Here is a 21,868-nt window from a genome sequence, read left to right as displayed (position 1 = left end):
TCGGGGCGCGGCGGGGCGGGTGTGCCGGGCCTCAAGGAACGTTGGGGTCTGCCGCCGGGCGGGGTGGAACCGGTTCATGGAAGCACTCCCACGCGTGGCGGGGTACACTTCGAGGCACACATGAAACGACTGGCGACCCTTCTGACGGTCGCGCTGTCTGCTGCGGCAGCGGCGCAAACATCCCTTCCCGCCGATACGGCCCGCGTGCACTACCAGCGCGCGGACGGCGCGTATGCCGGCTGGGGCCTGCACGTCTGGGAGGACACGACCGCCCAGGTCACCTGGGAGAAACCCCTGGCGGCCAGCGGGCGGGACGACTTCGGCGCGTACTTCGACATTCCCCTGAAACCCGGCGCGCAGAAACTGGGCCTGATCGTCCACAAGGGCGACACCAAGGACGCGGAGAAGGATTTGTGGTTCGACCTGAGCCGGGGCCGGGAGCTGTTCCTGAAGTCCGGCAGCCTGAACGTGGCGTACGCGAAGGCCGGGCCGTTCACCGTGGACGCCAGCCGGGCGCCGGTCGCGCAGGCGGCGCCCACCGCGACTGCACCCGCCGCGGCCCCTGCGGCCAGCAGCGGCGCGCAGCCCATCCCGAAGAACGTGCTGCGCGTGCGCTACGTGCGCCCCGACGGTAAGTACGACGGCTGGGGCCTGCACGTCTGGGAGGACACCACCGCCACGGTCGAGTGGAGCCGACCGCTGCCGCAGACCGGCGTGGACGCGGGCGGCGCGTACTGGGACGTGCCGCTGAAGGCGGGCGCGGCGAAGGTGGGCTTCATCGTCCATAAGGGCGACGAGAAGGACCCCGGCGCCGACATGTTCGCGGACCCCGGCAAGGGGAACGAGGTGACCGTCACGAGCGGCAAGGCCGAGTTCGCTTACGGGGCGCCCGCCGCCCTGAGCGACCCGCCCGTGCCGGCCGGCGTGGCGCGCATCAACTACTACCGCCCGGACGGCAAGTACGACGGCTGGGGCCTGCACGCCTGGGAGGACACGACCGCGCAGGTCGAGTGGAGCAAGCCGCTGCCGCAGACCGGCACGAACAGCTTCGGCGTGTACTGGGACGTTCCCATGAAGACAGACTGGAAGAAACTGGGGTTCATCGTGCACAGTGGCGACAACAAGGATCCGGGCGCCGATCAGGCCCTCACCCGCGAGATGGGCAATCAGGCGTGGATCGTGAGCGGGAACGCCGCCGTGAACACCACCCGTCCGGACACCAGCGTGCGCACGGTGGGCGACCTGAGCCGCGCGCAGGCGGTGATGCTGTCGCGGGACCTGATCGCCGTGAAACCGGCGTTCGTGCAGCCCGGCGCGTTCCTGACGCTGCACACCGCGCGGGCCGGGGGCCTGAAACTGACCGGGGCGGGCGTGGACGGCGGCGACAGCCTGACGCTGGAGGAGGTCGAGGGGGGCCTGACGCCCGCGCTGACCGCAAAGGTGCCGTACCTGAAGGGCTACGCGCTGCTGCGGGTGCGCCCGGAGGACCGCGCCCGCATTCCGGCCGTGCTTCAGGGGCAGGTGGCCGTGAGCAGCGTCCTGCCGGACGGCACGGTGCTGGACGCGACCGGCGTGCAGACCGCGCGGGCGCTGGACGACCTGTTCGCGTACGACGGCCCGCTGGGGGCCGCGTGGCAGGGCAACGTGCCCACCCTGCGCCTGTGGGCACCGACCGCACAGGACGTGAAACTGCGCCTGACCGCGGCGGGCGGGCAGGAGACGACCGTCCCCATGACCCGTGACGCCAGGGGCGTGTGGACGGTCAGGGGCGCGCAGAACTGGCGCGGCGCCGCGTACCGCTTCGAGGTGAAGGTGTACGCGCCGGGCACCGGGAAGGTCGAGACGAACCTCGTGACCGACCCGTACTCGGTGGCGCTGACGCGGGGCAGCACCCGCTCGGTGCTGCTGGACCTGAACGACCCGGCCACCAAGCCCCAGGGCTGGGACGCCCTGAAGAAACCGGCGCTGCGCTCGGCGAGCGACCTGAGTTTCTACGAGCTGCACCTGCGGGACTTCAGCGCGGCGGACAGCACCGTTCCGGCGGCGCAGCGCGGCACGTACCTCGCGTTCACACAGGCGGGCAGCAACGGCGTGAAGCACCTGAAAGCCCTGGCCGACGCGGGCCTGAAGGCCGTACACCTGCTGCCCACCTTCGACATCGCCACCATCGAGGAGGACCGCGCAAAGTGGAAGTCGCCGGGTGACCTCTCCAAGTTCGCGCCGAACAGCGAGGAGCAGCAGAAGGCCATCACCGCCGTCAAGGACGCCGACCCCTACAACTGGGGCTACGACCCGTACCACTACATGGTCCCGGAAGGCAGTTACGCCGTGAACGCCGACGCCCGCACCCTGGAGTACCGCCGCATGGTGGCCGCACTGAACGGCCTGGGCCTGCGGGTCGTGCAGGACGTGGTGTTCAACCACACCGCCGCCAGTGGTCAGGCGGAACGCAGCGTGCTGGACCGCATCGTGCCCGGCTACTACCACCGCCTGAACGCCAACGGGGGCGTCGAGAACTCCACCTGCTGCTCGAACACCGCCACCGAGCACGTCATGATGCGCAAGCTGATGGTGGACACGCTGGTCCTGATGGCCCGCGCCTACAAGGTCGACGGCTTCCGCTTCGACCTGATGGGCCACCACATGGTCGAGGACATGCAGGCCGCCCGCCGCGCCCTGGACGCCCTCACCCTGCAGAAGGACGGCGTGGACGGCCGGAGCATCTACCTGTACGGCGAGGGCTGGGACTTCGGGGAGGTGCAGGGCGGCGCGCGCGGCAGGAACGCCACGCAGCTGAACCTGTTCGGGCAGGGCATCGGGACCTTCAACGACCGCCTGCGTGACGCGGTGCGCGGCGGGAACCCCTTCGGCGGCCTTCAGGACCAGGGCTTCGCGACCGGACTGTTCACACTGCCGAACGGGCAACCGCAGAACACCGACCGCGCCCGCGCGTTGCGACTGGCGGATCAGGTGCGGGTCGGCCTGACCGGCAACCTGCGCGACTACCGCTTCACGAACGGACTGGGCAAGGAAACCACGGGCGGGAACGTGGACTACAACGGCGCGCCCGCCGGATACGCCGCCAGCCCCCGCGAGGCGATCACGTACGTCAGCGCGCACGACAACCAGACGCTGTTCGACGCCATCGCCCTGAAAGCCCCGGCCAGCGCCACGCCCGCCCAGCGGACCCGCATGCAGAACCTCGCCAACAGCGTCGTGCTGCTGGGCCAGGGCCTGCCGTTCAGTTACGCCGGCGACGAGATGCTGCGCTCCAAGAGCTTCGACACCGACAGTTACAACAGCGGCGACTGGTTCAACACCCTGGACTTCACGTTCGCCGGGAACGGCTTCGGGAAGGGCCTGCCGCCCGCCGAGAAGAACGCCGGCAACTGGGACCTGTACCGCCCGCTGCTGGGCAACCCCGCCCTGAAACCCGCCCCCGGCGAGATGCGCCGCGCCTTCGACCACTACCGCGAGATGCTGCGCGTCCGCTACTCCAGCAGCCTCTTCCGCCTGGAGACGGCGGCGCAGGTGCAGTCGGGCCTGCAATTCCTGAACGTCGGGCCCGCGCAGGTGCCGGGAGTGATCGCCATGAAACTCAGCGGCGCGACCAGCCCCACCAACCCGTACCGCCACGTGGTCGTGGTGTTCAACGGCAGCGGCCAGAACGTCACCCTGACCGACCCGGCCCTGACCGGACTGAACCTGAGTCTGCACCCGGTCCTGGCCGCCAGCAGCGACGCGACCGTGAAGGGCAGCCGCGCGGCAGGGGGCAGCGTGACCGTGCCGGGCCTGACGACCGCCGTGTTCGTCGGGAAGTGATCAATGGTGCGGACAGGTTCATCCCTTTCGGGCAGACCAGCGATGAACACGCCGTGTTTGCCCCTCCCCCTTGAGGGGGGAGGCTGGGAGGGGGTGAGCAGGCAGGGCGTGATACGGACTCCGATTGAATGGACCGCAGGCGGGGGGCGCCCCTGGCTGCGGCGCGCTATGCTGGCCGCCTATCATGCAGACGATCGAGAATCAGACGTTTACCGGTAAGCGCATTCCCCTGGACGGCACGCAGTTCGTGAACTGCACCTTCGAGAAGTGCGTGCTGGTCTTCCGGGGCGAGGACGGCACCGCCATGCAGGGCTGCCAGATCCACGAGACCGGCTTCGTGTTCGAGGGCAGCGCCGCCAAGACCATCGAACTGCTGGCCGCCATGCACCAGGGCGGCTTCCAGGAGATGGTCGAGGCGACCATCGCCACCATTCGCGGCGAGGGTCCGCAGGAAGGCGCCGCCCAGGCCTGAACGCCGGAACATGAGAACGGGGCCTGCGTGGTCCCGTTTTCGCGTTCCGGGGGCGCGTTCCGGGGGGCGCTATGCTGCCCGGCATGACTGCCCGCATCCCGGCCCGCCCCGCGCCCCTGCCCGTGATTTTCGACGGTGACCCCGGCCTGGACGACGCGGTGGGGTGGTTGCTGGCGCTGGGCAGCCCGGAGGACCTGGAGGTGCTGGGCTTCACGGCCGTGCACGGGAACGTGCCGCTGGACCTGACGACCCGCAACGCGGGCGTGGTGCTGGCCCTGGCGGGCGAGGCGGGGCGGAACGTGCCGTACTTCGCGGGCGCGGACCGGCCCCTGCTGCGCGAGGGGGTCACGGCGGCCAGCGTGCACGGCGCGACCGGCCTGCCGGCGGCGGGCCTGCCGGAGCCGCTGCGGGGGCCGGAGGCGGGGCACGCGGTGGACTTCATCATCCGCACGGTGCGGGCGCGGCCGGGCGAGGTGACGCTGGTGCCGACCGGGCCGCTCACGAACGTGGCGCTGGCGCTGAGGATGGCGCCGGACATCGCGCCCCTGATCCGCGAGATCGTGTGGATGGGCGGCAGCACCGGACACGGGAACCGCACGCCGGCCGCCGAGTTCAACGCGCTGGTGGACCCGCACGCCGCGCAGATCGTGTTCGGTGCGGGCGTGCCGCTGCGGATGATCGGTCTGAACGCGACCATGCAGGCGGTCGCCACGCCCGGGCGGGTGGACGCCCTGCGCGCCCTGGGCAACCGCGCGGGCGCCGTGTGCGCCGAACTGCTGACCTTCTACGCGGGCGTGTACCGCGACCGCTACGGCCTGGACGGTGGCGCGCTGCACGACCCGCTGGCGGTCGCGGCGGCCCTGCGCCCGGACCTGCTGGACTGGCAGTCCATGGACGTGCAGGTCGAGACGCAGGAAGGGTTGAACCTGGGCCGCACCGTCTGCGACCTGTACGGCGTGACCGGGCGGCCCGCGAACGCGCAGGTGGCGGTCGGCGTGCGCGACGGGGCGTTCTTCGACCTGCTGCTGGAACGGATCGCGCGCCTGCCCTGATCCCGGCGGCGGTCAGGGCCAGCGGGTCACGTCCTGCAAGGCTTCCTCAGCCGGGGTGAGCGGCTCGAAGCGGGGGCGGAACAGGTCGAAGGTGTCGTCGGCGATCAGCAGCGCGCCCGGCTGGAGGTTGCGGGCCTGCACGCGCCGCCGCGCCTCGGCGTCCGGGACGGCCAGGACGTGCAGGGTCAGCGGCGCGCCCAGCGCGGAGGCCTGCGCGCGCAGTTCGTCGCGGGCCGCGCGGGTCCAGAACCCGTGATCCAGGAGGACGGGCACGCCCAGCGTGACGGCGCGGGTCCACTGGGCCTCCATGACGGTCATCACACGCCGGAACAGGACCGGGAACTCGTCGGCGGGCGGGTCCTGGCCGTACAGGGCGGTCATCCACTCGTCGGACGTGAAGCGCAGCGCGCCCAGCTCCTGTTCCAGCGTGCGGGCCAGGGTGGTCTTGCCGCTGCCGATAAAGCCGTGCAGCGCGTGGATGCGCCCCGGCGTCCGGTCCGGCATCAGGCCCATTTTCATACGGACTCCGATTGAATGGGCTGCAAAGCCCGTTCAATCCGAGCGGATGCGACTCGTAGAGCTGCCCCGCAGAGCAGGAGGGAAACGCCCCTCCGGACGTGGAGCCGGCAATCCGGTGCGGTTCCGGATTGTTGGCGAAACAAACGGAATCCGTATCAGGCGAGGTCGATGCTGAACGGCGTGGGGCGCGGCAGCACCCGCACGTGCGGTGAGGGCGCCGTCGGCCGGGCGGCCGGGCCGGTCTGTGGCGTGAGGGGCGGGCCGTCCAGGTTCAGGTCGAAGGCGGGAATGGGGTCGGGCAGCCCGGCGCGGCGCAGCAGCGTCAGCTGGCCGGTGTGGCCGTTGACGCGCACGAGCGCGCCGTCCTCCAGCCAGTCGGGTGCGGGGTCCGGCAGGCACACGGCGACCTGCGCGGCGCGCCGGGCCTGCACACTGACGGGCGAGTGCAGGGTGCAGCGCGCCAGCAGCAGCGCGGCCGCCGACGCCAGGGCGGGCAGCTGGTGCGGCCAGGGGGGACTGTCCAGCAGCAGGACCGCGCCGGGCGGAACGGGCGTGCCAGGCGCCCAGCGGTGCAGGCGGCCGTCACGCACGCCGGGAGCCAGCGGGACGGCGCCCAGCAGGCCGGTTCCGGGGTCGGCGGGGCGGGCCGGTTGGCCGGTCCGTGGGGCCGGGGGCGTGGTGCGGCGCGCGTGGATCAGGGCGCGCATCCCGGCGGGCGGCAGGGTGCCGTCGAGCGCGGCGATCAGTTCCTGCGGCGTCAGCCAGCGCGCCTCGGCGGTGCGGCCGAGGTCGCCCCGGCCCCGCAGGGTGGCGGCGGCCCGCACGGCGGCGCGCAGGGCGTCGCGGCGGGCGGCGTGCAGCGCGGCGTGATGGTCGGCCAGCGCCCGCTGCTGCCGGCGCGCGGCGCGCAGGATCAGCAGGGCCGCCGCGCGGCGCGGGCCGCTCAGGGTGGTGCGCAGCTGGTTCAGCGCGTGGTCCGGCGTGGCCGTGACCGGGCCGCCGGGAGCAGCTTCGGGCGCCGGTCCGCCGCCCAGCAGTTCCAGGTGCAGGGTGGCCGGGTCGTCCAGCCACTGCCGGGTGACGCGTTCCAGCAGGGCCGTCGTCAGGGCCGCGCCCAGCGGGGCGGGGTGCGCGGCGGCGCGCGCCAGGGCGTCCAGCGCCTCGTGCAGGAGGTCGGCGGCCGAACCGTCGGCGGGCAGGACTGCGGCGGGCGGCAAGGCGCTCCGGGTGGCCCGCCACAGCAGCCGCGCCATCCGGAGCGGCGCCCAGCGTGCCCGGCCCCCCTGCGCCTCAGCGGGCGGGCTGCCGGCGCCCAGCACCTCGTGCAGCGCGCGGGCCACGGCGGGCGGGTGGGGGGCGGTCAGGGCGTGCAGGTGCGGCCCGGACAGTCGGGCGTCGGGGCGCAGCAGGCGCGCCGCGTACCGGGCCGGGTCCGGGTGGCCCAGCGCCGCGCTCAGGGCCTGGGCGCGGGCGGCGTGTTCGTGGGCCAGCAGCGCAAACGGCAAGGTGCCGGGCGGCAGGGTCGGCTGGTCGTGCAGGGGCTGCCAGGGCCGGGCGACGCCGGCCGCTGCCGGGGCGGGCGGGGCCGCGCAGGCGGGTTCGGCGGGGGTGTCATCGGGCATCATGCGCGGTCCTCATTGTGTTCACATCCGCCGGGTCGGCGCAAGCGGCCCTGTCACCCTGCGGCGCCCCGCCTCAGCTGCGGCGCCTCATACGGACTGTCGGGTGGTGGCAGGCCTTTCCACCAGAGTCCGTCTCACAAGGACTGCCGTTTGTTTCGCCAACAATCCGGAACGTCACCGCCCCTGCCGGCTGCACGTCCGGAGGGGCGTTTCTCTCCTACTCGCTCTGCTGCGCAGCTCTACGAGTCCGCTCGGACCCAGCGGGCTTTGCATCCCATTCAATCGGAGTCCGTCTCAGGCGGGCGCGGCGTCGGTGATCCGCAGCGGCACCCGCTGACCTCCGGGCAGATGGAACGCGCCGAGCTGGCCGCTGCGCAGGTCGGCGATCAGGTACGGCACCTCGTAACTGGCGAGCCGCAGGTCCGTCGCGCTGGGGACCTGCGGGCCGCGCGGGTGGCTGTGGTACAGGCCCACGAGGTCGAGTTCCTCGGCGCGCATGGCCTTCAGGGCGCGCAGCAGCGCGCGGGGTTCCGCGAGGTACTCCCGGTCCGGGCGCGGCGCGATGTTCGGCAGCGGGTACAGGGTCCGCACGTCCCAGACGGCGTTCAGGCCGCTGCCTCGGCGGTGGCCGCCGAGCGCGCCGACGCACTCGCGCGCCGGGTCCTGACGGGCGTGCGCCCACAGCGCGGCGTGCAGGGAGGCGGGCAGGTGCAGCACCCCCCCATTATGCCTGTCGGGCGGATGCGGAATGCAGCCTGAAATGCCGTGCTGGCCGCAGCCTTCCGCCGCCGGGCGGGGCGGGGATGGGGTACACTGCGCCCCATGGCGAAGGCTCGTTCAAGAGGTGCTCCTCCGGTCAGCCGGTTTGACGGAGAGGCGCTGGGCCTGGTGCTGTTCGCGCTGGGTATTTTTCTGGGGGTGACGGTGCTGCTGCCGCAGGGCAGTTCCGGCACCGGGTTCATGGCGGGCGCGCAGACGCTGCTCACGTCGCAGCTGGGCTGGGCGGCGTGGCTGCTGCCGGTCGTGCCGGTCGCGTATGGGGTGCTGGTGTTCCTGGGCCGCGACCTGGGGAACCTGTCGCGGCGGGTGCTGGGCGGCGCGGTCATGGTGCTGTCGCTGCTGGCGCTGCACGAGGCGGCGCAGCCGGGCGGCGCGGGCCTGCTGGCCGAGGCGGCGATGGGGCCGCTGCTGCGGGCCGTGAGTTACCTCGCGGCGCTGCTGCCGCTGGTGACGCTCACGCTGGGCGCGGAACTCATGCTGCGCCTGCCGCCGCTGACGCTGCTCAAGGGGTTCTTCCGGTTCGTGAGCGTGCTGCTGGGCGGCGGCGCGGCGCAGGTGCAGGGCGTCATCGAGTCCCGTCAGGAGGGCCGCGAGTCGGCCCGCGTGCGCGGCGCGGCCCGGCAGGGTGTCGCGGCGACCCTGCGGGACGTGGAGGCCCTGCGGCGCCTGTACCCGCAGGCGGCGGCGCTGAACACCCTGCTGGGCGAACTGCGCGGCGCGCAGCGCGACGTCCGCACCCTGGACGAGGCGGGGCTGGCGCACCTGGAACGCGACGTGACCGGCTGGCGCGAGACGCTGCGCACCTTCGTCGGGGACGCCGCCCGCGACCTGCGTGAGGAGGTCGCGGCCGAGGCGCCCGACGCGGGCGCGAACGTGGAAGCCACCGCGAACGAGGTGCGGGCCGGCCGGCACGAGCTGAGCATCGAGCTGCCCAGCACCCTGGCCAGCGGCGCGCTGGAACGCCTGCGCCGCGCGATGGTCATGGAAATCCAGCGGCTCGCGCAGCGCGCCGGCCGGCTGGAACGTGACCGCCGCGCCGCCGAGAAGGCGCTCGGGAAACCGGACGTGGGCCTCCTGGCGCGCGAACTGCAGGCCCACCGCGAGCGGCTGACCGAGTGGCAGGAACTGGCGGTGGATTTCACGGCGTGGCGTGGCCGGCTCGAGGCGTACGCCGGCTGGCCGGACCTGACGGCCGCGTTCGACCGCGCGCCGACCGAGGTGGCCGCGCAGCTGGCCGAGGCGCTGGCCGGCGATCCGGACGGCACGCTGGCCGACCCGGCCGGGTGGCGCGCGCAGCTGGCCCGCGCGCAGGAGGAAGCGCGCCGCCGCGCCGAGGCCATGACCCCGCCGGCCGTGACGCCCCTCGCGCTGGACTTCGATTTCACCGGGGGCCTGCCGGCCGGTCCGGCGCCCAGGTCCGGGCCGCCCGAGCCCGCACTGTGGACCCGGCCCGGCGAGACGGCCCCTGTCATGACGGCCCCAATCCTGACGACCCCCGCCATCACCGCTCCTGTCATGACGGTCCCGGCCATGGCCGCCCCGGTCCCGACGCCGGTCGAACTACCGCCGGGCGGTCTGGTAACGGGCGACCTGAGACCTGCGGCGGTGCCGGCGCCAGCCGTTCCCGTGGCGGTCGCCGCGCCGGAGGCAGCGCCCCTGCCGTCCGCGCGGCCGCCGGCGGTGACGCGCACCCCGGTGGTCCTGCCGCCGGCCGCGCCGACCGATCCGGTCTTCGACGGGCTGGATGACGACCTGGGCGGGGTGTTCGACGCACCCGGCAGTCCGGCCGGGGTCGGCCCGGCCACGCAGCCGGCGACCACTCCCGACCTCGACCCGTTCAGCGGGTGGGGGGACGACGACCTGCCGTTCGGCCCGGCGGACCCGGCGCCCGCGGCGGCAGCCCCGCGCGCCCCGGCACCCTGGGAGGCCAGTCCGGCGCCGACCCCGCCCGTCTCTCCTGCCCCGGCGGCGCGGCCCGCGCCAGCCCCGGCCGGACTGCCGCAGGCGCGTCTGGATGCCCTGGACTCCCCCCGGCCCGTGCAGGGCGCCCTGCCGCTGGCGGTGCCGACCGAGGCGCTGCTGGACCCGATTCCGGCGGCGGCGCTGAACACGTCGGCGCTCGACATCTCGGCGCGGCAGCGGGCGGGCCTGATTGACGAGACGCTGCGGCACTTCAACCTGCAGGCGCGGGTGGTGGATTTTGCGCGCGGGCCGACCGTCACGCGGTACGAGATCGAACCGGCGCCCGGCGAGAAGATCAGCCGCATCGCGGGCCTCAGCAACGATCTGGCGCGGGCGCTGGCGGTGGGGGGCGTGCGCGTGGAGGCGCCGGTGCCGGGCAAGAGCGTGATCGGTCTGGAAGTCCCGAACGCCGAACGCGAACCCGTCACGTTCCATCAGGCGGCGGACGCCCCGAGTTTCCGGGCGACCCGCGCGAAACTGCCGATCATCCTGGGCAAGAGCATCGACGGGGAACTGATGGTCGGGGACCTCGCCAAGATGCCGCACCTGCTCGTGGCGGGCAGTACCGGCAGCGGCAAGTCGGTGTGCGTGAACACGCTGATCACCAGCCTGCTGTTCAAATACCTGCCGACCGAACTGCGGTTCCTGATGATCGACCCGAAGATGGTGGAACTCACGCCGTACGACGGCATTCCGCATCTGGTGCGCAGCGTCGTGACCAACCCGGTGGACGCGGCGGGCGTGCTGCTGGGCGCGGTGGCGCACATGGAGCGCCGCTACAAGATGATGTCGCAGGTGGGCGCCAAGAACCTCGAGCAGTTCAACGCGAAGATGCGGCAGGTGGGCGAGCCGGAACTGCCGCATCTGGTGATCATCATCGACGAGCTGGCGGACCTGATGATCACCAGTCCCAAGGAGGTCGAGAGCGCGATCATGCGGCTGGCGCAGATGGCCCGCGCGACCGGGATGCACCTGGTGCTGGCGACGCAGCGGCCCAGCGTGGACATCCTGACCAGCCTGATCAAGGTGAACGTCCCGGCGCGCATCGCCTTCGCGGTGAGCAGCAGTCACGATTCCCGCACGATTCTGGACACCATGGGCGCCGAGCGTCTGACCGGGATGGGCGACATGCTGTTCTACCAGCCGGGGCTGATCAAGCCGGTGCGTCTGCAGGGGCCGTACATCAGCGAGGTCGAGTCGGCCCGCATTGCCGACGAGTTGCGCCGGCAGGTGTTCGAGGACGCGTTCGTGGAGGCCTACGGCTCGGATTTCGAGGGGGGTGTGGAGGCCAGCGGGCCGGGCGCGGACCGGTCGAACATGGACTTCTCGGATCCGCTGCTGCGTCAGGCGGCGCAGATCTGCATCGAGGAGGGTCAAGGAAGCGTGTCGCGCCTGCAACGGCGTCTGTCGGTGGGTCACGCGCGCGCCGGGAAGCTGATGGACATGCTCGAGTCGATGGGGATCGTCAGCAAGCATCAGGGCAGCAAGCCGCGTGACGTGCTCGTGTCCGAGGCGGACCTGCCGGAGTACTTCGGTCGCTAGGCCTGAGCGGGGTGCGTCCTGCTCCGGAACTCCAGACTGAATGAAAGCGGAATGAGAGTCCCCACAAAGGTGGGGGCTTTTTCATTTAGACGAATTGTTGGAAACCTTCCTGTAGTTGCATTCTGCGGCGCTGTGGTGAAGATTGGGTGCCGGACAGACAGCACAACCCAATTTCCCCAGAGGTGATTTCATGAAGAAGCAGACCAGCTTTATCACGCTCAGCCTGATGCTTGCCACGCCCGCCCTCGCCGGCGGCGCCGGTGCTCCCGCCGCACGTCCCGCCGCCACGCCCTGCAAGAACATCGCGCAGATCGTGATGGCCGACCCCAACTTCAGCACCCTCGCCACCGCCGTCGAGGCGGCCGGCCTGGGCCAGACCCTGATGGGCGGCCAGTACACGGTGTTCGCGCCCACCAACGCCGCGTTCGCCAAGCTGCCCAGCGACGCGCTCGCCATGGTCCTGAACGACCCGGCGCTGCTGCGCTCGGTGCTGCTGTACCACGTGGTGCCTGGCAAGGTCACCGCCAAGCAGGTCATGGGCATGAGCATGGGCAAGACGGCCCAGGGCGGCTCGTTCATGGTCACGGTCAGCGGCGGCAAGGTCATGATCGACAACGCCACCGTCACCAAGGCCGACGTGATGGCCTGTAACGGCGTCGTGCACGTGATCGACACGGTCCTGATGCCCGCCATGGACACCGCCATGCAGCCCGCCGCGCCCGCCGCTGCTGCGCCTGCCCCGGCACCCGCCCCGGCCGCCACCGTGACTGCCCCCACCGCTGCGGCCGCCACGGACATCATGAGCATCCCCGCCCTGCCCCAGGGCGGCGCGAGCATGACCACCACGACGACCACCACCACCGAGACCGCCACCACGGAAACCACCACCGAGGCCAGCGGCGAGATGATGACCGAAGGCACGACCCTGTACGACATGATCGTGGCCGACGAGCGCTTCAGCACGCTGCGCGACCTGCTCAGCGACGCCGAACTGACCGAAGTGCTCATGAGCAACGAGTACACCGTCTTCGCCCCCACCAACGAGGCCTTCGAGGGCGTGGACCCCGACCAGCTGGCCCTGATCGCCAGCAACCCCGACACCCTCAAGCAGGTGCTGCTGTACCACGTGGTCAGCGGCAAACTGAACGCCGAGGACCTCAAGGCCGGCACCCAGCTGCGCAGCGCCGAGGGCAGCAGCCTCGACCTCGCCATGGAAGGCACGGGCATCATGGTGAACACCGCCATGATCGACGGCGCGCCCGTCATGGCCAGCAACGGCAACATCTTCGCCATCAACGAGGTGCTGCTGCCCGACACCCTGGTCCTGCCCGACCCGCCCACCGGTGAAGAGGCCATGACCGAGACCACCACCGACGCCGCTGCAACCACCGACGCCGCCGCCGCGACCACGGCGACCACCACCACCGCCACCGTGACGACCACCCCGGCCGCCACGACCGGCAACGCCCTGGTGGACGCCCTGAGCCAGCCCCAGTTCAGCACCCTGCTGAGCCTGGTGCAGAGGGCCGATCTGGTCGGCGCGCTGACCGCCGCCGACGTCACCGTCTTCGCCCCCACCAACGACGCCTTCGCCAAGGTCCCCCAGGCGACCCTGGACGCCCTGATGGCCGACCCCGCCAAGCTCAAGCAGGTCCTGACGTACCACGTCGTGGCCGGCCGCGTGGTCGACGCCGGCCTGAACGTCGCGCAGCTGCGCTCGCTGGAAGGCAGCTCCATCGACCTGCGCGCCAACGGCACCACCTACACCGTCGGTAACCTCAGTGCCGCCAACGCCGTCGGCAGCACCGTCGCCAACCGCATCGACGCGGGCACCAGCGTGGTCTACCCCATCGACATGGTCATGCTGCCCCCCACCCTGCAGTAAGCACCACCCGCAGGGCCGCGCCTTCCTGCCCAGGAGGGCGCGGCCCTGTTCGTTAGCCCGTTCAATCCGAGCGGATGCGAGAAGGAGCAAAACAGGTTCCGGACGTGGAACCGGCAATCCGGTGAAGTTCCGGATTGTCGGCGAAACAAACGGAGTCCGTATCAGCGGGCCGCTGCGGGTGGCCGGAGGGCCTGGAAGGCCTCCCAGCTGGCCGGGCCGCGCGGGTGGCCCTCCTGTTCGGTCCAGGCCCAGTACGGCGTGTACAGGCTGCGGGCCGTCACGACTTCCTGACGGAAGATCTCGGCGCTCAGGCCGGTGCTCAGCAGGCCGCTGCTCTCGAACCGCGCCAGGACGCCCGCGCGTTCGTACGGCACCAGCCGGGGCGTGACCTGCCAGCCGCGCGGCGTGGCGTCCAGCAACAGGTACTGGGCGCGCGGGTCCCCCGTGGCGGGCGAGCCGACCGAACCGGTGTTCAGCACCCAGGTCCCGTCGATGTGGGCGTTCACCGGGCGGTGAATGTGCGAGCCGATCAGGACGCCGTACTCGCGGCCGTCCGGGGCGCGGCGCAGCGCCTGCACCCGCTCCGGGTCGCTGCGGTCACTGAGGCTCTCGCGGTAGTGGTCGGCGGTGCCGTGGGCGATCAGGACGTCCGGCAGGCCCGATTCACGCAGCGTGAGGGTCATGGGCCAGTCGGCAGGGGTGTCCAGCAGGCCCGCCCGGTCGAGTTGCGCGGCACTCCAGTCGGTCGCTCCCCAGAAGGGGTCCGTAAACCAGTCGGCGGGCAGGGCGTCGCTGCGGGCGTGCCACAGGCGCAACAGGTCGTCGTGGTTGCCCAGCGTGAACGTCACGTCCGGGCGGTCCAGCAGCGTCCGCAGCACCTGCACGGAGTCCGGGCCGCGGTTGACCACGTCGCCGTTCACGATCAGCCGTTCGGCGCCCTGCTGCCGGGCGTCACGCAGCGCGGCGTCCAGGGCGTCCGCGTTCCCGTGAATGTCTGCCAGGATCGCCAGTCTCATCTCGCGCGGCATTCTAGAGCCGCGCCGGGACCCGGACGGGAAGGAAGGCGGGAATCGGCCAGTCGGTGCGACCCCCGGTTACCGCCTTCCGTGACATCAATGATGTGGACACTGTTCAAGGGCCAGAGGGGGGAAAGCATGGAAAGCGTTTTCGGTCACGCCATGCCTGCTCACCCCCTCCCAGCCTCCCCCCTCAAGGGGGAGGGGTAAACACTGGGTGTTCATCGCTGGTCTGCCCTGAAGTGATGAACCTGTCCGCACCATTGGACATACGGACTGCCGTTTGTTTCGCCGACAATCCGGAGGGGCGTTGCTCTCCTTCTCTGCGGGGCAGCTCTACGAGTCCCATCCGCTCGGACCCAGCGGGCTGTGCAGCCCATTCAATCAGAGTGCGCGTCAGTTGCGGAAAATGACTTCCTCGCGCCCGAAGGACCGCAGGGCCAGCAGGCCCAGCAGCAGCGCGGAGAGCAGGTTCGCGCCGATGGCGATCAGGGCGTGCGACGGGACGGCCGCGCCACGCACGGTTTCCAGGATGGAGAGCATGCCGCCGATGACCGGCACGGCATAAATGCCCAGTCCGAAGTTCAGGAAGTCCGCGAACTGCAACATCACGGCCGGCAGGACGACCATCAGGCTGATGGGCGCGACGTACGTCTGGGCTTCCTTGAAGGTGCGGGCGTAAATGCCGACCGCGATCAGCAGGGCGCTGATGGCCAGCGCGGCGCTCGCGGCGATGCCGAGCAGCGCCAGCAGACTGCCGGGGTCCAGCGTGAGCTGGCCACCCATGCCGCCGGTCAGGGCGGCGGTCGCGTCCGGTTGCCGTTGCAGGTACAGGCGCATGGCGAGTCCGCTGAGCAGGAATCCGGCGACGCTGAAGGCCGCGCTGGTCAGGGCGGTCAGGGTGGTGGCGAGCAGTTTCCCGGCGACCACCTCGGCGCGGCGCACCGGGGAGACCAGCAGGCTTTCCAGGGTGCCGCGTTCCTTCTCGCCGGCGGTGGCGTCCACGGCGGTCGCGACCGCGCCGGACAGGATGAACTGCAGCATCAGCATGGGAATCAGGAAGGCCAGCTGGCCGCTGCGTTGCTCCTGCGAGGTGCTGGCGTCCACGGGTTTCACGGTGACGGTCTGCAGGACGCTCTCGTTCAGGCCCTGTTCGCCCAGGCGCTGCACGGCCAGGGTGCGGTTGTAACCCTCGATGACGTCCGTGACCTTGGAGTAGGCGCCGGTCTGGGCGCGCAGGTTGCCCAGCTTGGCGTGCAGTTCCAGGGTGCCCTGGCCCGCCCCGGCGCGGTCCGGGAGAGTTTCGGGGACGCGCAGGGCGGCGTCCACGTCGCCGCTCTGCACGGCGGCCTGCGGGTCGCTGACGGGCACCAGGGTCACGCCGGCGCGCACGACCGTGCCGTCCGGGAGGGTCTCATCACGTTCCAGGGCGGCGCGCAGCGGGGCGGGGAGGGGGCCGCTCACGCCGACGGTCTGGCGTTCCTGCTGCTGCCCGCCAATGAAGTTGCCCAGCATCAGCGGGAAGCCCAGCGTGAACAGCGGAATCAGGATCAGCGGCATCAGGATGGTGGCGTTCAGGGTGCGGCGGTCGCGCAGCGTGGCGAGCAGGTCGCGGGCGGCGACCTCCCAGACCATCGCGCGGCGCAGGCCCCGGCGGGCGGCACGGTCAGACATGCGCGCCTCCGGTCGGCTGGCCGCGCACCAGCGCGAAGAAGGCACGTTCCAGCGTGCGTTCCCCGGTCGCGTCCAGGATGCCGTTCAGGGTGCCGAGCGTGATCAGGGCGCCGCCGTGCAGGATGGCGACCCGGTCGCAGACTTCCTCGACCTCGCTCATGACGTGCGTGGAGTACACGGTCAGGCGGCCCGGCGCGCGGCTGGCCTGCACGAAGTCCAGCAGCGTGCGGCGCGCGAAGATGTCCAGGCCGCTGGCGGCCTCGTCGAGAATCAGCACGGGCGGGTCGTGGATGACGGCGCGGGCGATCACGACCTTCTGTTTCATGCCGGTGGAGTACTCGCCGGCGCGGGTGTCGAGCGTGCGCCCCAGTTCGAGGCGGTCGTCGAGTTCCGTGATGCGCGCGTCGGTCTGGGCGCGGGTCAGGCCGTACAGCCGCGCGAAGGACTGCAGGACCTCGCGACCGGTCAGGCGGGCCGGGAGGCCCATACCGCCGTTCACGATGCCGATGCGGGCGCGGATCGCCTCGGGGTCGCGGGTGATGTCGAACCCCGCCACCTGCGCCTGACCGCTGTCGGGCCGCAACAGGGTCGCCAGGATGCGCAGCAGGGTGGTCTTGCCAGCGCCGTTCGGGCCGAGCAACCCGAAGACCTCGCCCCCCTGGGCGCTGAAAGTCACGTCCCGCAGGGCGTGGAAGGTGCCGTAGGTTTTGCCGACCTGCTGGACGCTCAGCATCGGCACCCCGGCGGTCGGGGCCTGGGAATCTGGAAGGGACGAGACGGAATGAAGTGAATGCATGAACCTCCCAGTGGTGCGGGGTGGCCGGCGCCGCTCGAGGTGGCGCCGCCCTGAACCGTGTGTATCCGCCCCTCCCTACGCGCCCGGCACCGCTTTGGTTGCCAGCTCCAGGCCCGGAGCCCGCTTCTCTCTCACCCTGTGGGGCAGTCCTGCGGGTCGCTTCTATCAGAGGGAAGGGGCTTTGCAGCCCTTCCAACCTGAATCCCTCCTACACCCCGTCTGGAAAGGTGCGGACCACATGACAGGGCGTTCCCCTTCATAGGACGCCCCTGAAGATCAAGCCCCCCGTCACCTCATGCAACATGAGAGAAAATCTGTAACAATGGGAAAGTTGCGCTACCAGGCGCACCCTGCCCTGAAAGTTACACCCGGTCCATCCGGCGACCACCCACCAGTTTCACTGCACCGCCCCCCGATCACCTCCCGGAGCGTCCGGGATTCCCAGCGCTCCCTCCCGTGACAGCCGGCCACCCCCCGCCCGCTCAGGGCACCCTCATCGGCGCAGGTTCAGATCAGTTCAGCAGCGGTCACGGCCATCCCGGCACGCGCCGCCCCATGCCCAACCCACCCAACCCCAGCGCGCCGGCCACCGCCCGTGTCCGTCGCCCGCACCACCCGGAGGCACGCATGTTCAACCCCCCCACCCTCGAAGATCTGCAGGAAACCCGCCGCGCCAACGAGAAGCTCGTTCTCAAGGCGCTGGAAAGCAAGCCGGAATGGGTCGAGACTGAACTCGCCAAGACCACCGGCCTGGCCCTGTCGCACCTGCGCGCCGCGCTGGCCAGCCTGCTCGACCAGGGCCGCGTGCGCCGCCTGCCCGGCACCGGCACCCGGGCCGTGTACGGCCTCGCGGATCCCGGTCTGGCCGACGTGCCCGCCACGCCCCTGACGAGCGACGCCAAGAAAGTCCGTGACTACCTCGAAGGCCGCGCCGACAGCGCCCTGTACATGAGCGATCAGCTGCGCATGACCCGCGAGGACGTCATGACCGCCCTGAGCCTCCTGAATGCGCACGGCATGATCACCTGCACCTTCGTGGGCAGCCTCGTGATCTTCCGCCTGAAAGAAACCCAGGCGCTCGGCACCGAACAGGCCGCCCCCGCCGCGACCGGCAAAAAGAAACAGGTCGCCTGACCCGGACTCCGATTGAATGGGCTGCAAAGCCCGTTCAATCCGAGCGGATGCGACCCGTAGAGCTGCCCCGCAGAGCAGGAGAGAAACGGGTTCCGGACGTGGAGCCGGCAGGGGCGGTGAAGTTCCGGATTGTCGGCGAAACAAACGGAATCCGTATGACCCGGACCTGAGGGCCGGTCTTCCCACGCGGGAGGGCCGGCCCTCTGCCGTGTCCGGTGGCGCGCGGTCCGTGACGCCCCGCTGACGGTCACGCTGCGGGGCGTTTGGTATCCTCGGGGGTATGAAGCTTGTGCTCGCCGTGATTCAGGACGCCGACGCGACCGCGCTGGTCCGCGTCCTGTCCCAGAACGCCTTCGAAGTCACGAAACTCGCCAGCACCGGCGGTTTCCTGCGCGAGGGCAACACCACCCTGATGATCGGCGTGGACGACACCCGCCTGGACGAACTCAAACGCCACGTCCAGCGCACCTGCCGCACCCGCACCCGCCTCGTCGCGCCCAGCGTTCCCATGGGCGAACAGAACGAGGGACTGGTCGGCGACCCGGTCGAGGTGCCGGTCGGCGGGGCCGTGATGTTCGTCATGGGCGTGCAGGAATTCATCAAGGTGTGATGGCAGGTTGATGGTTGAAAGTCGCTGGTTGATGGACGGTTTTCGCGTCCATCAACCAGCGACTTTCAACTTCTTACTACCAACCGGTCACTTTCAACCATTCATCACACGCGGGTGAGGTCTTTCGGCAGCGGCAGGAACTCGATTTCCGGGTGCTGCTCGGCGGTGTATTCCAGGTCGTACTTGCTGCGGAACAGCATGACGGGGCGGCCCTGGTCGTCCTCGACGTGGCGGGCGAAGCGGGCGACGTTGGTGGGGTCGCCGGCCAGCCAGCGCACCAGCCCGTAACTCGTGACGTGCATCTCGACGTCCACGCCGTACTCCTCCTGCAACCTCGCCTGGAAGACCTCGAACTGGAGGGGGCCGACCGCGCCCAGGTAGGGGTCGCGGGCGCCGTCGGTGGGGTAGAACACCTGCACGACGCCCTCCTCGGCCAGCTGGGTGAGGCCCTTCATGAACGCCTTGCGCTTGCCGACGTCGCGCAGGCTGATGGTGGCGAACGTTTCGGGCGTGAAGCGCGGGAAGCCGGGCAGCGTGACCTTGGCGTCGAGGCTGATCACGTCACCGATCTGGAACACGCCGGGGTTCACGAGGCCCACGATGTCGCCGGGGTACGCTTCCTCGACCTTCTCGCGGTCCTGCGCGAACAGCGTGTGCGCCTGCGAGAGCCGCAGCTTGCGGCCCGTGCGGGTGTGCGTGACGTCCATGCCGCGCTCGAAGTGGCCGCTCATGACCCGCATGTACGCGGTGCGGTCGCGGTGCTGCTTGCTCATGTTCGCCTGCAGCTTGAAGATGAAACCCGCGAACGGTGCGTCCGGGGCGCGCTCGCCCAGGTTCGTCTCGACCGCGCCGGGGGGCGGGGCGAGGTCCACGAAGTTGCTCAGGAAGTGCTCGACGCCGAAGTTGTTCATGGCGGACCCGAAGAACACCGGGGTGAGTTCGCCGGTCAGGAATTTCGCCGGGTCGAATTCCGGCATGGCTCCCTGGATCAGTTCGACGTCCTCGCGCAGTTTCGCGGCTAGGTCCGCGCCGACCAGGGCGTCCAGTTTCGGGTCGTCCAGGCCGCTGGTCTGCATGGGGGCGCGGTGCTTCCCGCCGGAGGTGCGCTCGAAGGCCAGCACCTGAGAGGTCTGGAGGTCGTACACGCCCTTGAAGTCCGGGCCGTCCCCGATGGGCCACGTGAGCGGCACCGCCGTGATCTTCAGGATGCCCTCCAGCTGCTCGAGCAGTTCGAAGGGATCCTGGGCGGGGCGGTCCATCTTGTTCACGAAGGTCAGGATCGGAATGCCCCGGTTGCGGCACACCGCGAACAGCTTCTCGGTCTGCGCCTGCACGCCACGCGCCGCGTCGAGGACCATCAGGGCGCTGTCGGCGGCCGTCAGGGTGCGGTAGGTGTCCTCACTGAAATCCTGGTGACCGGGCGTGTCGAGCAGGTTGATGTGCCGGCCCCCGTACTCGAAGGTCAGCGCGCTGGAGCTGATCGAGATGCCGCGCTGCTGCTCGATGCTCATCCAGTCGCTCTTGGTGTGACTGCGGCCCTCCTTGGCGGTGACGCTGCCGGCCTCCTGGATGGCGCCTCCGTACAGCAGGAGTTTCTCGGTGATGGTGGTCTTCCCGGCGTCCGGGTGGCTGATGATGGCGAAGGTGCGGCGGCGGGCGATCTCGCTACTCAGGGCGGCGGGGTTGGTGTCGGGGCTGGTCATGGGAACTCCTGCGGGCCTGGAACGGTCGCGGCCCGAAGCGGGAAAACGGTGGGAAGGTCACGGTGGAGAATGGTCCTGAAGGCGGGGTGCGGCGAACGCGAAACGCGGCGGGCACACCGCTTCCCGACCCTTGCTGGAGCATCTGGCCGGATTCCGGTATCAGGGCGTCTGGTCAGGGGACCCGACGCGTCCATTCTCCCAACTGCTCCGAGAAACTCACTCACTGCGCCAGTTCGGCGGGCCGTCGGCCCTTCAGGCTCCGGACAGCCGAACCGGCACGTCTGACTAGGGTGGCGTGAGGAGAACGGTCATTCCCGCATGATACCGCCCCACGCGCGCCGCGTCACCCGCCCGCTACGGCAGGCGCGAAGGCGCTCAGCGCGGCGTCCAGGGTGCCCAGGCGCGCGGCGATCAGGGCGTGCGGGTCGCGGTTGTACCCGCCGGCCATGACGGTCACGGTGGGCAGCCCCGCGCGGGCCGCCCAGCGCAGCACCCGGTCGTCGCGGCGGCGCACCCCGGCCGGGCTGAGGGCCAGCTTGCCCAGCTGATCTCCCTCCAGCACGTCCGCGCCCGCCAGGTAGTACACGAAGTCCGGCGCGAAGGCCGCCACGGCGGGCGCCACCACGCGGTCCAGGGCGCGCAGGTACGCGGCGTCCCCGGTGCCGTCGGGCAGGGGGACGTCCAGGTCGCTGACCTCCTTGCGGAAGGGGTAGTTGTTCTGCGCGTGCACGCTGACGGTCAGCACGCGCGGCTCGTGGGCGAAGATGGCGGCCGTGCCGTTTCCCTGGTGGACGTCCAGGTCCAGGATCAGGATGCGGCCTGCCTGCGCGGTGTCCAGCAGCCAGCGGGTGCCGATCGCCACGTCGTTCAGGAACGAGAAGCCCTCGGCGTGACCGGCATACGCGTGGTGGGTGCCGCCTCCCAGGTTCACGCCCAGGCCCACGCTCAGGGCGTCGCGGGTGGCGGCCAGGGTCGCGCCGCAACTGCCCAGGCCCCGCTCGACCAGCGCCGGACTCCACGGGAAGCCCAGGGCGCGTTCCTCGGCGCGGGTGACCTGCCCCTCGCGCCAGCGGGCCAGGAACGCCGGGTCATGCACCCGCCCGGCCAGCGCCCACGGCAGGTCCGGCGCGTCCAGCAGCGGAAGGCGGGCAGCGGCGCCGTCCAGCAGCGGCGCGATGAACTCGCGCGGCAGGAACTGACGGCGCGGCGCGGGCGCTCCCTGGTAGGCCGCGCGGCGAAACGGCGTGAACGCCCGGAACGGATGCGTGAACCCCACCCG

The 21,868-nt window shown here is 71.0% G+C and carries 15 protein-coding genes; 7 read left to right on the top strand and 8 right to left on the bottom strand.

Translation table 11 applies throughout. From position 1 onward, the window contains the following. Window positions 1-120 precede the first annotated feature (120 nt). The 3 genes from pulA to CBQ26_RS04965 all read left to right on the top strand — a co-directional run bounded on the left by pulA (window position 121) and on the right by CBQ26_RS04965 (window position 5,346). Window positions 121-3,822 (top strand): pullulanase-type alpha-1,6-glucosidase, encoded by a 3,702-nt coding sequence (pulA, locus tag CBQ26_RS04975; protein WP_088247437.1) that lies wholly within the window; start codon window positions 121-123, stop codon window positions 3,820-3,822. A 184-nt stretch (window positions 3,823-4,006) separates the two neighbouring features. Then, entirely contained in the window at window positions 4,007-4,294 is a 288-nt protein-coding gene (locus CBQ26_RS04970; RefSeq protein WP_088247436.1) for a hypothetical protein, read from the top strand. 83 nt (window positions 4,295-4,377) lie between these two features. Continuing rightward, window positions 4,378-5,346: a nucleoside hydrolase gene (locus tag CBQ26_RS04965; protein WP_088247435.1), complete on the top strand. Its 969-nt coding sequence runs from the start codon at window positions 4,378-4,380 to the stop codon at window positions 5,344-5,346. 12 nt (window positions 5,347-5,358) lie between these two features. Here the strand turns inward: CBQ26_RS04965 and CBQ26_RS04960 are convergent, their stop codons facing one another. The 3 genes from CBQ26_RS04960 to CBQ26_RS04950 form a co-directional block, all read right to left on the bottom strand. Then, a complete protein-coding gene (locus tag CBQ26_RS04960; protein WP_088247434.1) occupies window positions 5,359-5,865 on the bottom strand; it encodes a P-loop nucleotide/nucleoside kinase family protein in 507 nt (168 codons plus the stop codon). Window positions 5,866-6,020: 155 nt separating this feature from the next. Further along, a complete protein-coding gene (locus CBQ26_RS04955) occupies window positions 6,021-7,490 on the bottom strand; it encodes a hypothetical protein (RefSeq protein ID WP_088247433.1) in 1,470 nt (489 codons plus the stop codon). Window positions 7,491-7,781: 291 nt separating this feature from the next. Then, window positions 7,782-8,204 carry a M67 family metallopeptidase gene (locus CBQ26_RS04950; RefSeq protein WP_373297107.1) on the bottom strand — a complete coding sequence of 141 codons (423 nt, stop codon included), beginning with the start codon at window positions 8,202-8,204 and terminating at the stop codon, window positions 7,782-7,784. A gap of 105 nt (window positions 8,205-8,309) precedes the next feature. On the opposite strand from CBQ26_RS04950, the gene CBQ26_RS04945 reads away from it, so the two are divergent. Then, a complete protein-coding gene (locus tag CBQ26_RS04945; RefSeq protein ID WP_088247432.1) occupies window positions 8,310-11,771 on the top strand; it encodes a DNA translocase FtsK in 3,462 nt (1,153 codons plus the stop codon). Between the two features lie 190 nt (window positions 11,772-11,961). Further along, entirely contained in the window at window positions 11,962-13,656 is a 1,695-nt protein-coding gene (locus CBQ26_RS04940; RefSeq protein ID WP_088247431.1) for a fasciclin domain-containing protein, read from the top strand. A gap of 161 nt (window positions 13,657-13,817) precedes the next feature. Here the strand turns inward: CBQ26_RS04940 and CBQ26_RS04935 are convergent, their stop codons facing one another. From CBQ26_RS04935 to CBQ26_RS04925, 3 genes are all read right to left on the bottom strand, one after another. After that, window positions 13,818-14,672, bottom strand: coding sequence for a metallophosphoesterase family protein (locus tag CBQ26_RS04935; protein ID WP_088247430.1), 855 nt, complete (start codon window positions 14,670-14,672; stop codon window positions 13,818-13,820). Between the two features lie 396 nt (window positions 14,673-15,068). After that, window positions 15,069-16,346: an ABC transporter permease subunit gene (locus CBQ26_RS04930; protein WP_373297180.1), complete on the bottom strand. Its 1,278-nt coding sequence runs from the start codon at window positions 16,344-16,346 to the stop codon at window positions 15,069-15,071. Continuing rightward, window positions 16,339-17,079, bottom strand: coding sequence for an ABC transporter ATP-binding protein (locus CBQ26_RS04925; RefSeq protein WP_088247428.1), 741 nt, complete (start codon window positions 17,077-17,079; stop codon window positions 16,339-16,341). Before CBQ26_RS04925 ends, CBQ26_RS04930 begins: the two co-directional genes overlap by 8 nt. A 690-nt stretch (window positions 17,080-17,769) precedes the next feature. Here CBQ26_RS04925 and CBQ26_RS04920 point away from each other — a divergent pair. Beyond that, window positions 17,770-18,276, top strand: a complete 507-nt coding sequence (locus CBQ26_RS04920) for a transcription initiation factor IIE subunit alpha family protein (protein WP_088247427.1) — start codon at window positions 17,770-17,772, stop codon at window positions 18,274-18,276. Window positions 18,277-18,556: 280 nt separating this feature from the next. Continuing rightward, window positions 18,557-18,886 carry a cyclic-di-AMP receptor gene (locus CBQ26_RS04915; protein ID WP_055363479.1) on the top strand — a complete coding sequence of 110 codons (330 nt, stop codon included), beginning with the start codon at window positions 18,557-18,559 and terminating at the stop codon, window positions 18,884-18,886. 104 nt (window positions 18,887-18,990) lie between these two features. Here CBQ26_RS04915 and CBQ26_RS04910 read toward each other — a convergent pair whose 3' ends face one another. Then, window positions 18,991-20,589 carry a peptide chain release factor 3 gene (locus tag CBQ26_RS04910; RefSeq protein WP_088247426.1) on the bottom strand — a complete coding sequence of 533 codons (1,599 nt, stop codon included), beginning with the start codon at window positions 20,587-20,589 and terminating at the stop codon, window positions 18,991-18,993. A gap of 343 nt (window positions 20,590-20,932) precedes the next feature. After that, complete coding sequence (locus tag CBQ26_RS04905; protein ID WP_088247425.1) at window positions 20,933-21,865, bottom strand: histone deacetylase family protein; 933 nt, start codon at window positions 21,863-21,865, stop codon at window positions 20,933-20,935. Window positions 21,866-21,868 lie beyond the last annotated feature (3 nt).

The sequence above is a fragment of the Deinococcus indicus genome (assembly GCF_002198095.1).
Taxonomy (GTDB): Bacteria; Deinococcota; Deinococci; order Deinococcales; family Deinococcaceae; genus Deinococcus; species Deinococcus caeni.
Note: the sequence above shows the minus strand (reverse complement) of the source record. Positions and strands in the feature narration are given on the sequence as shown.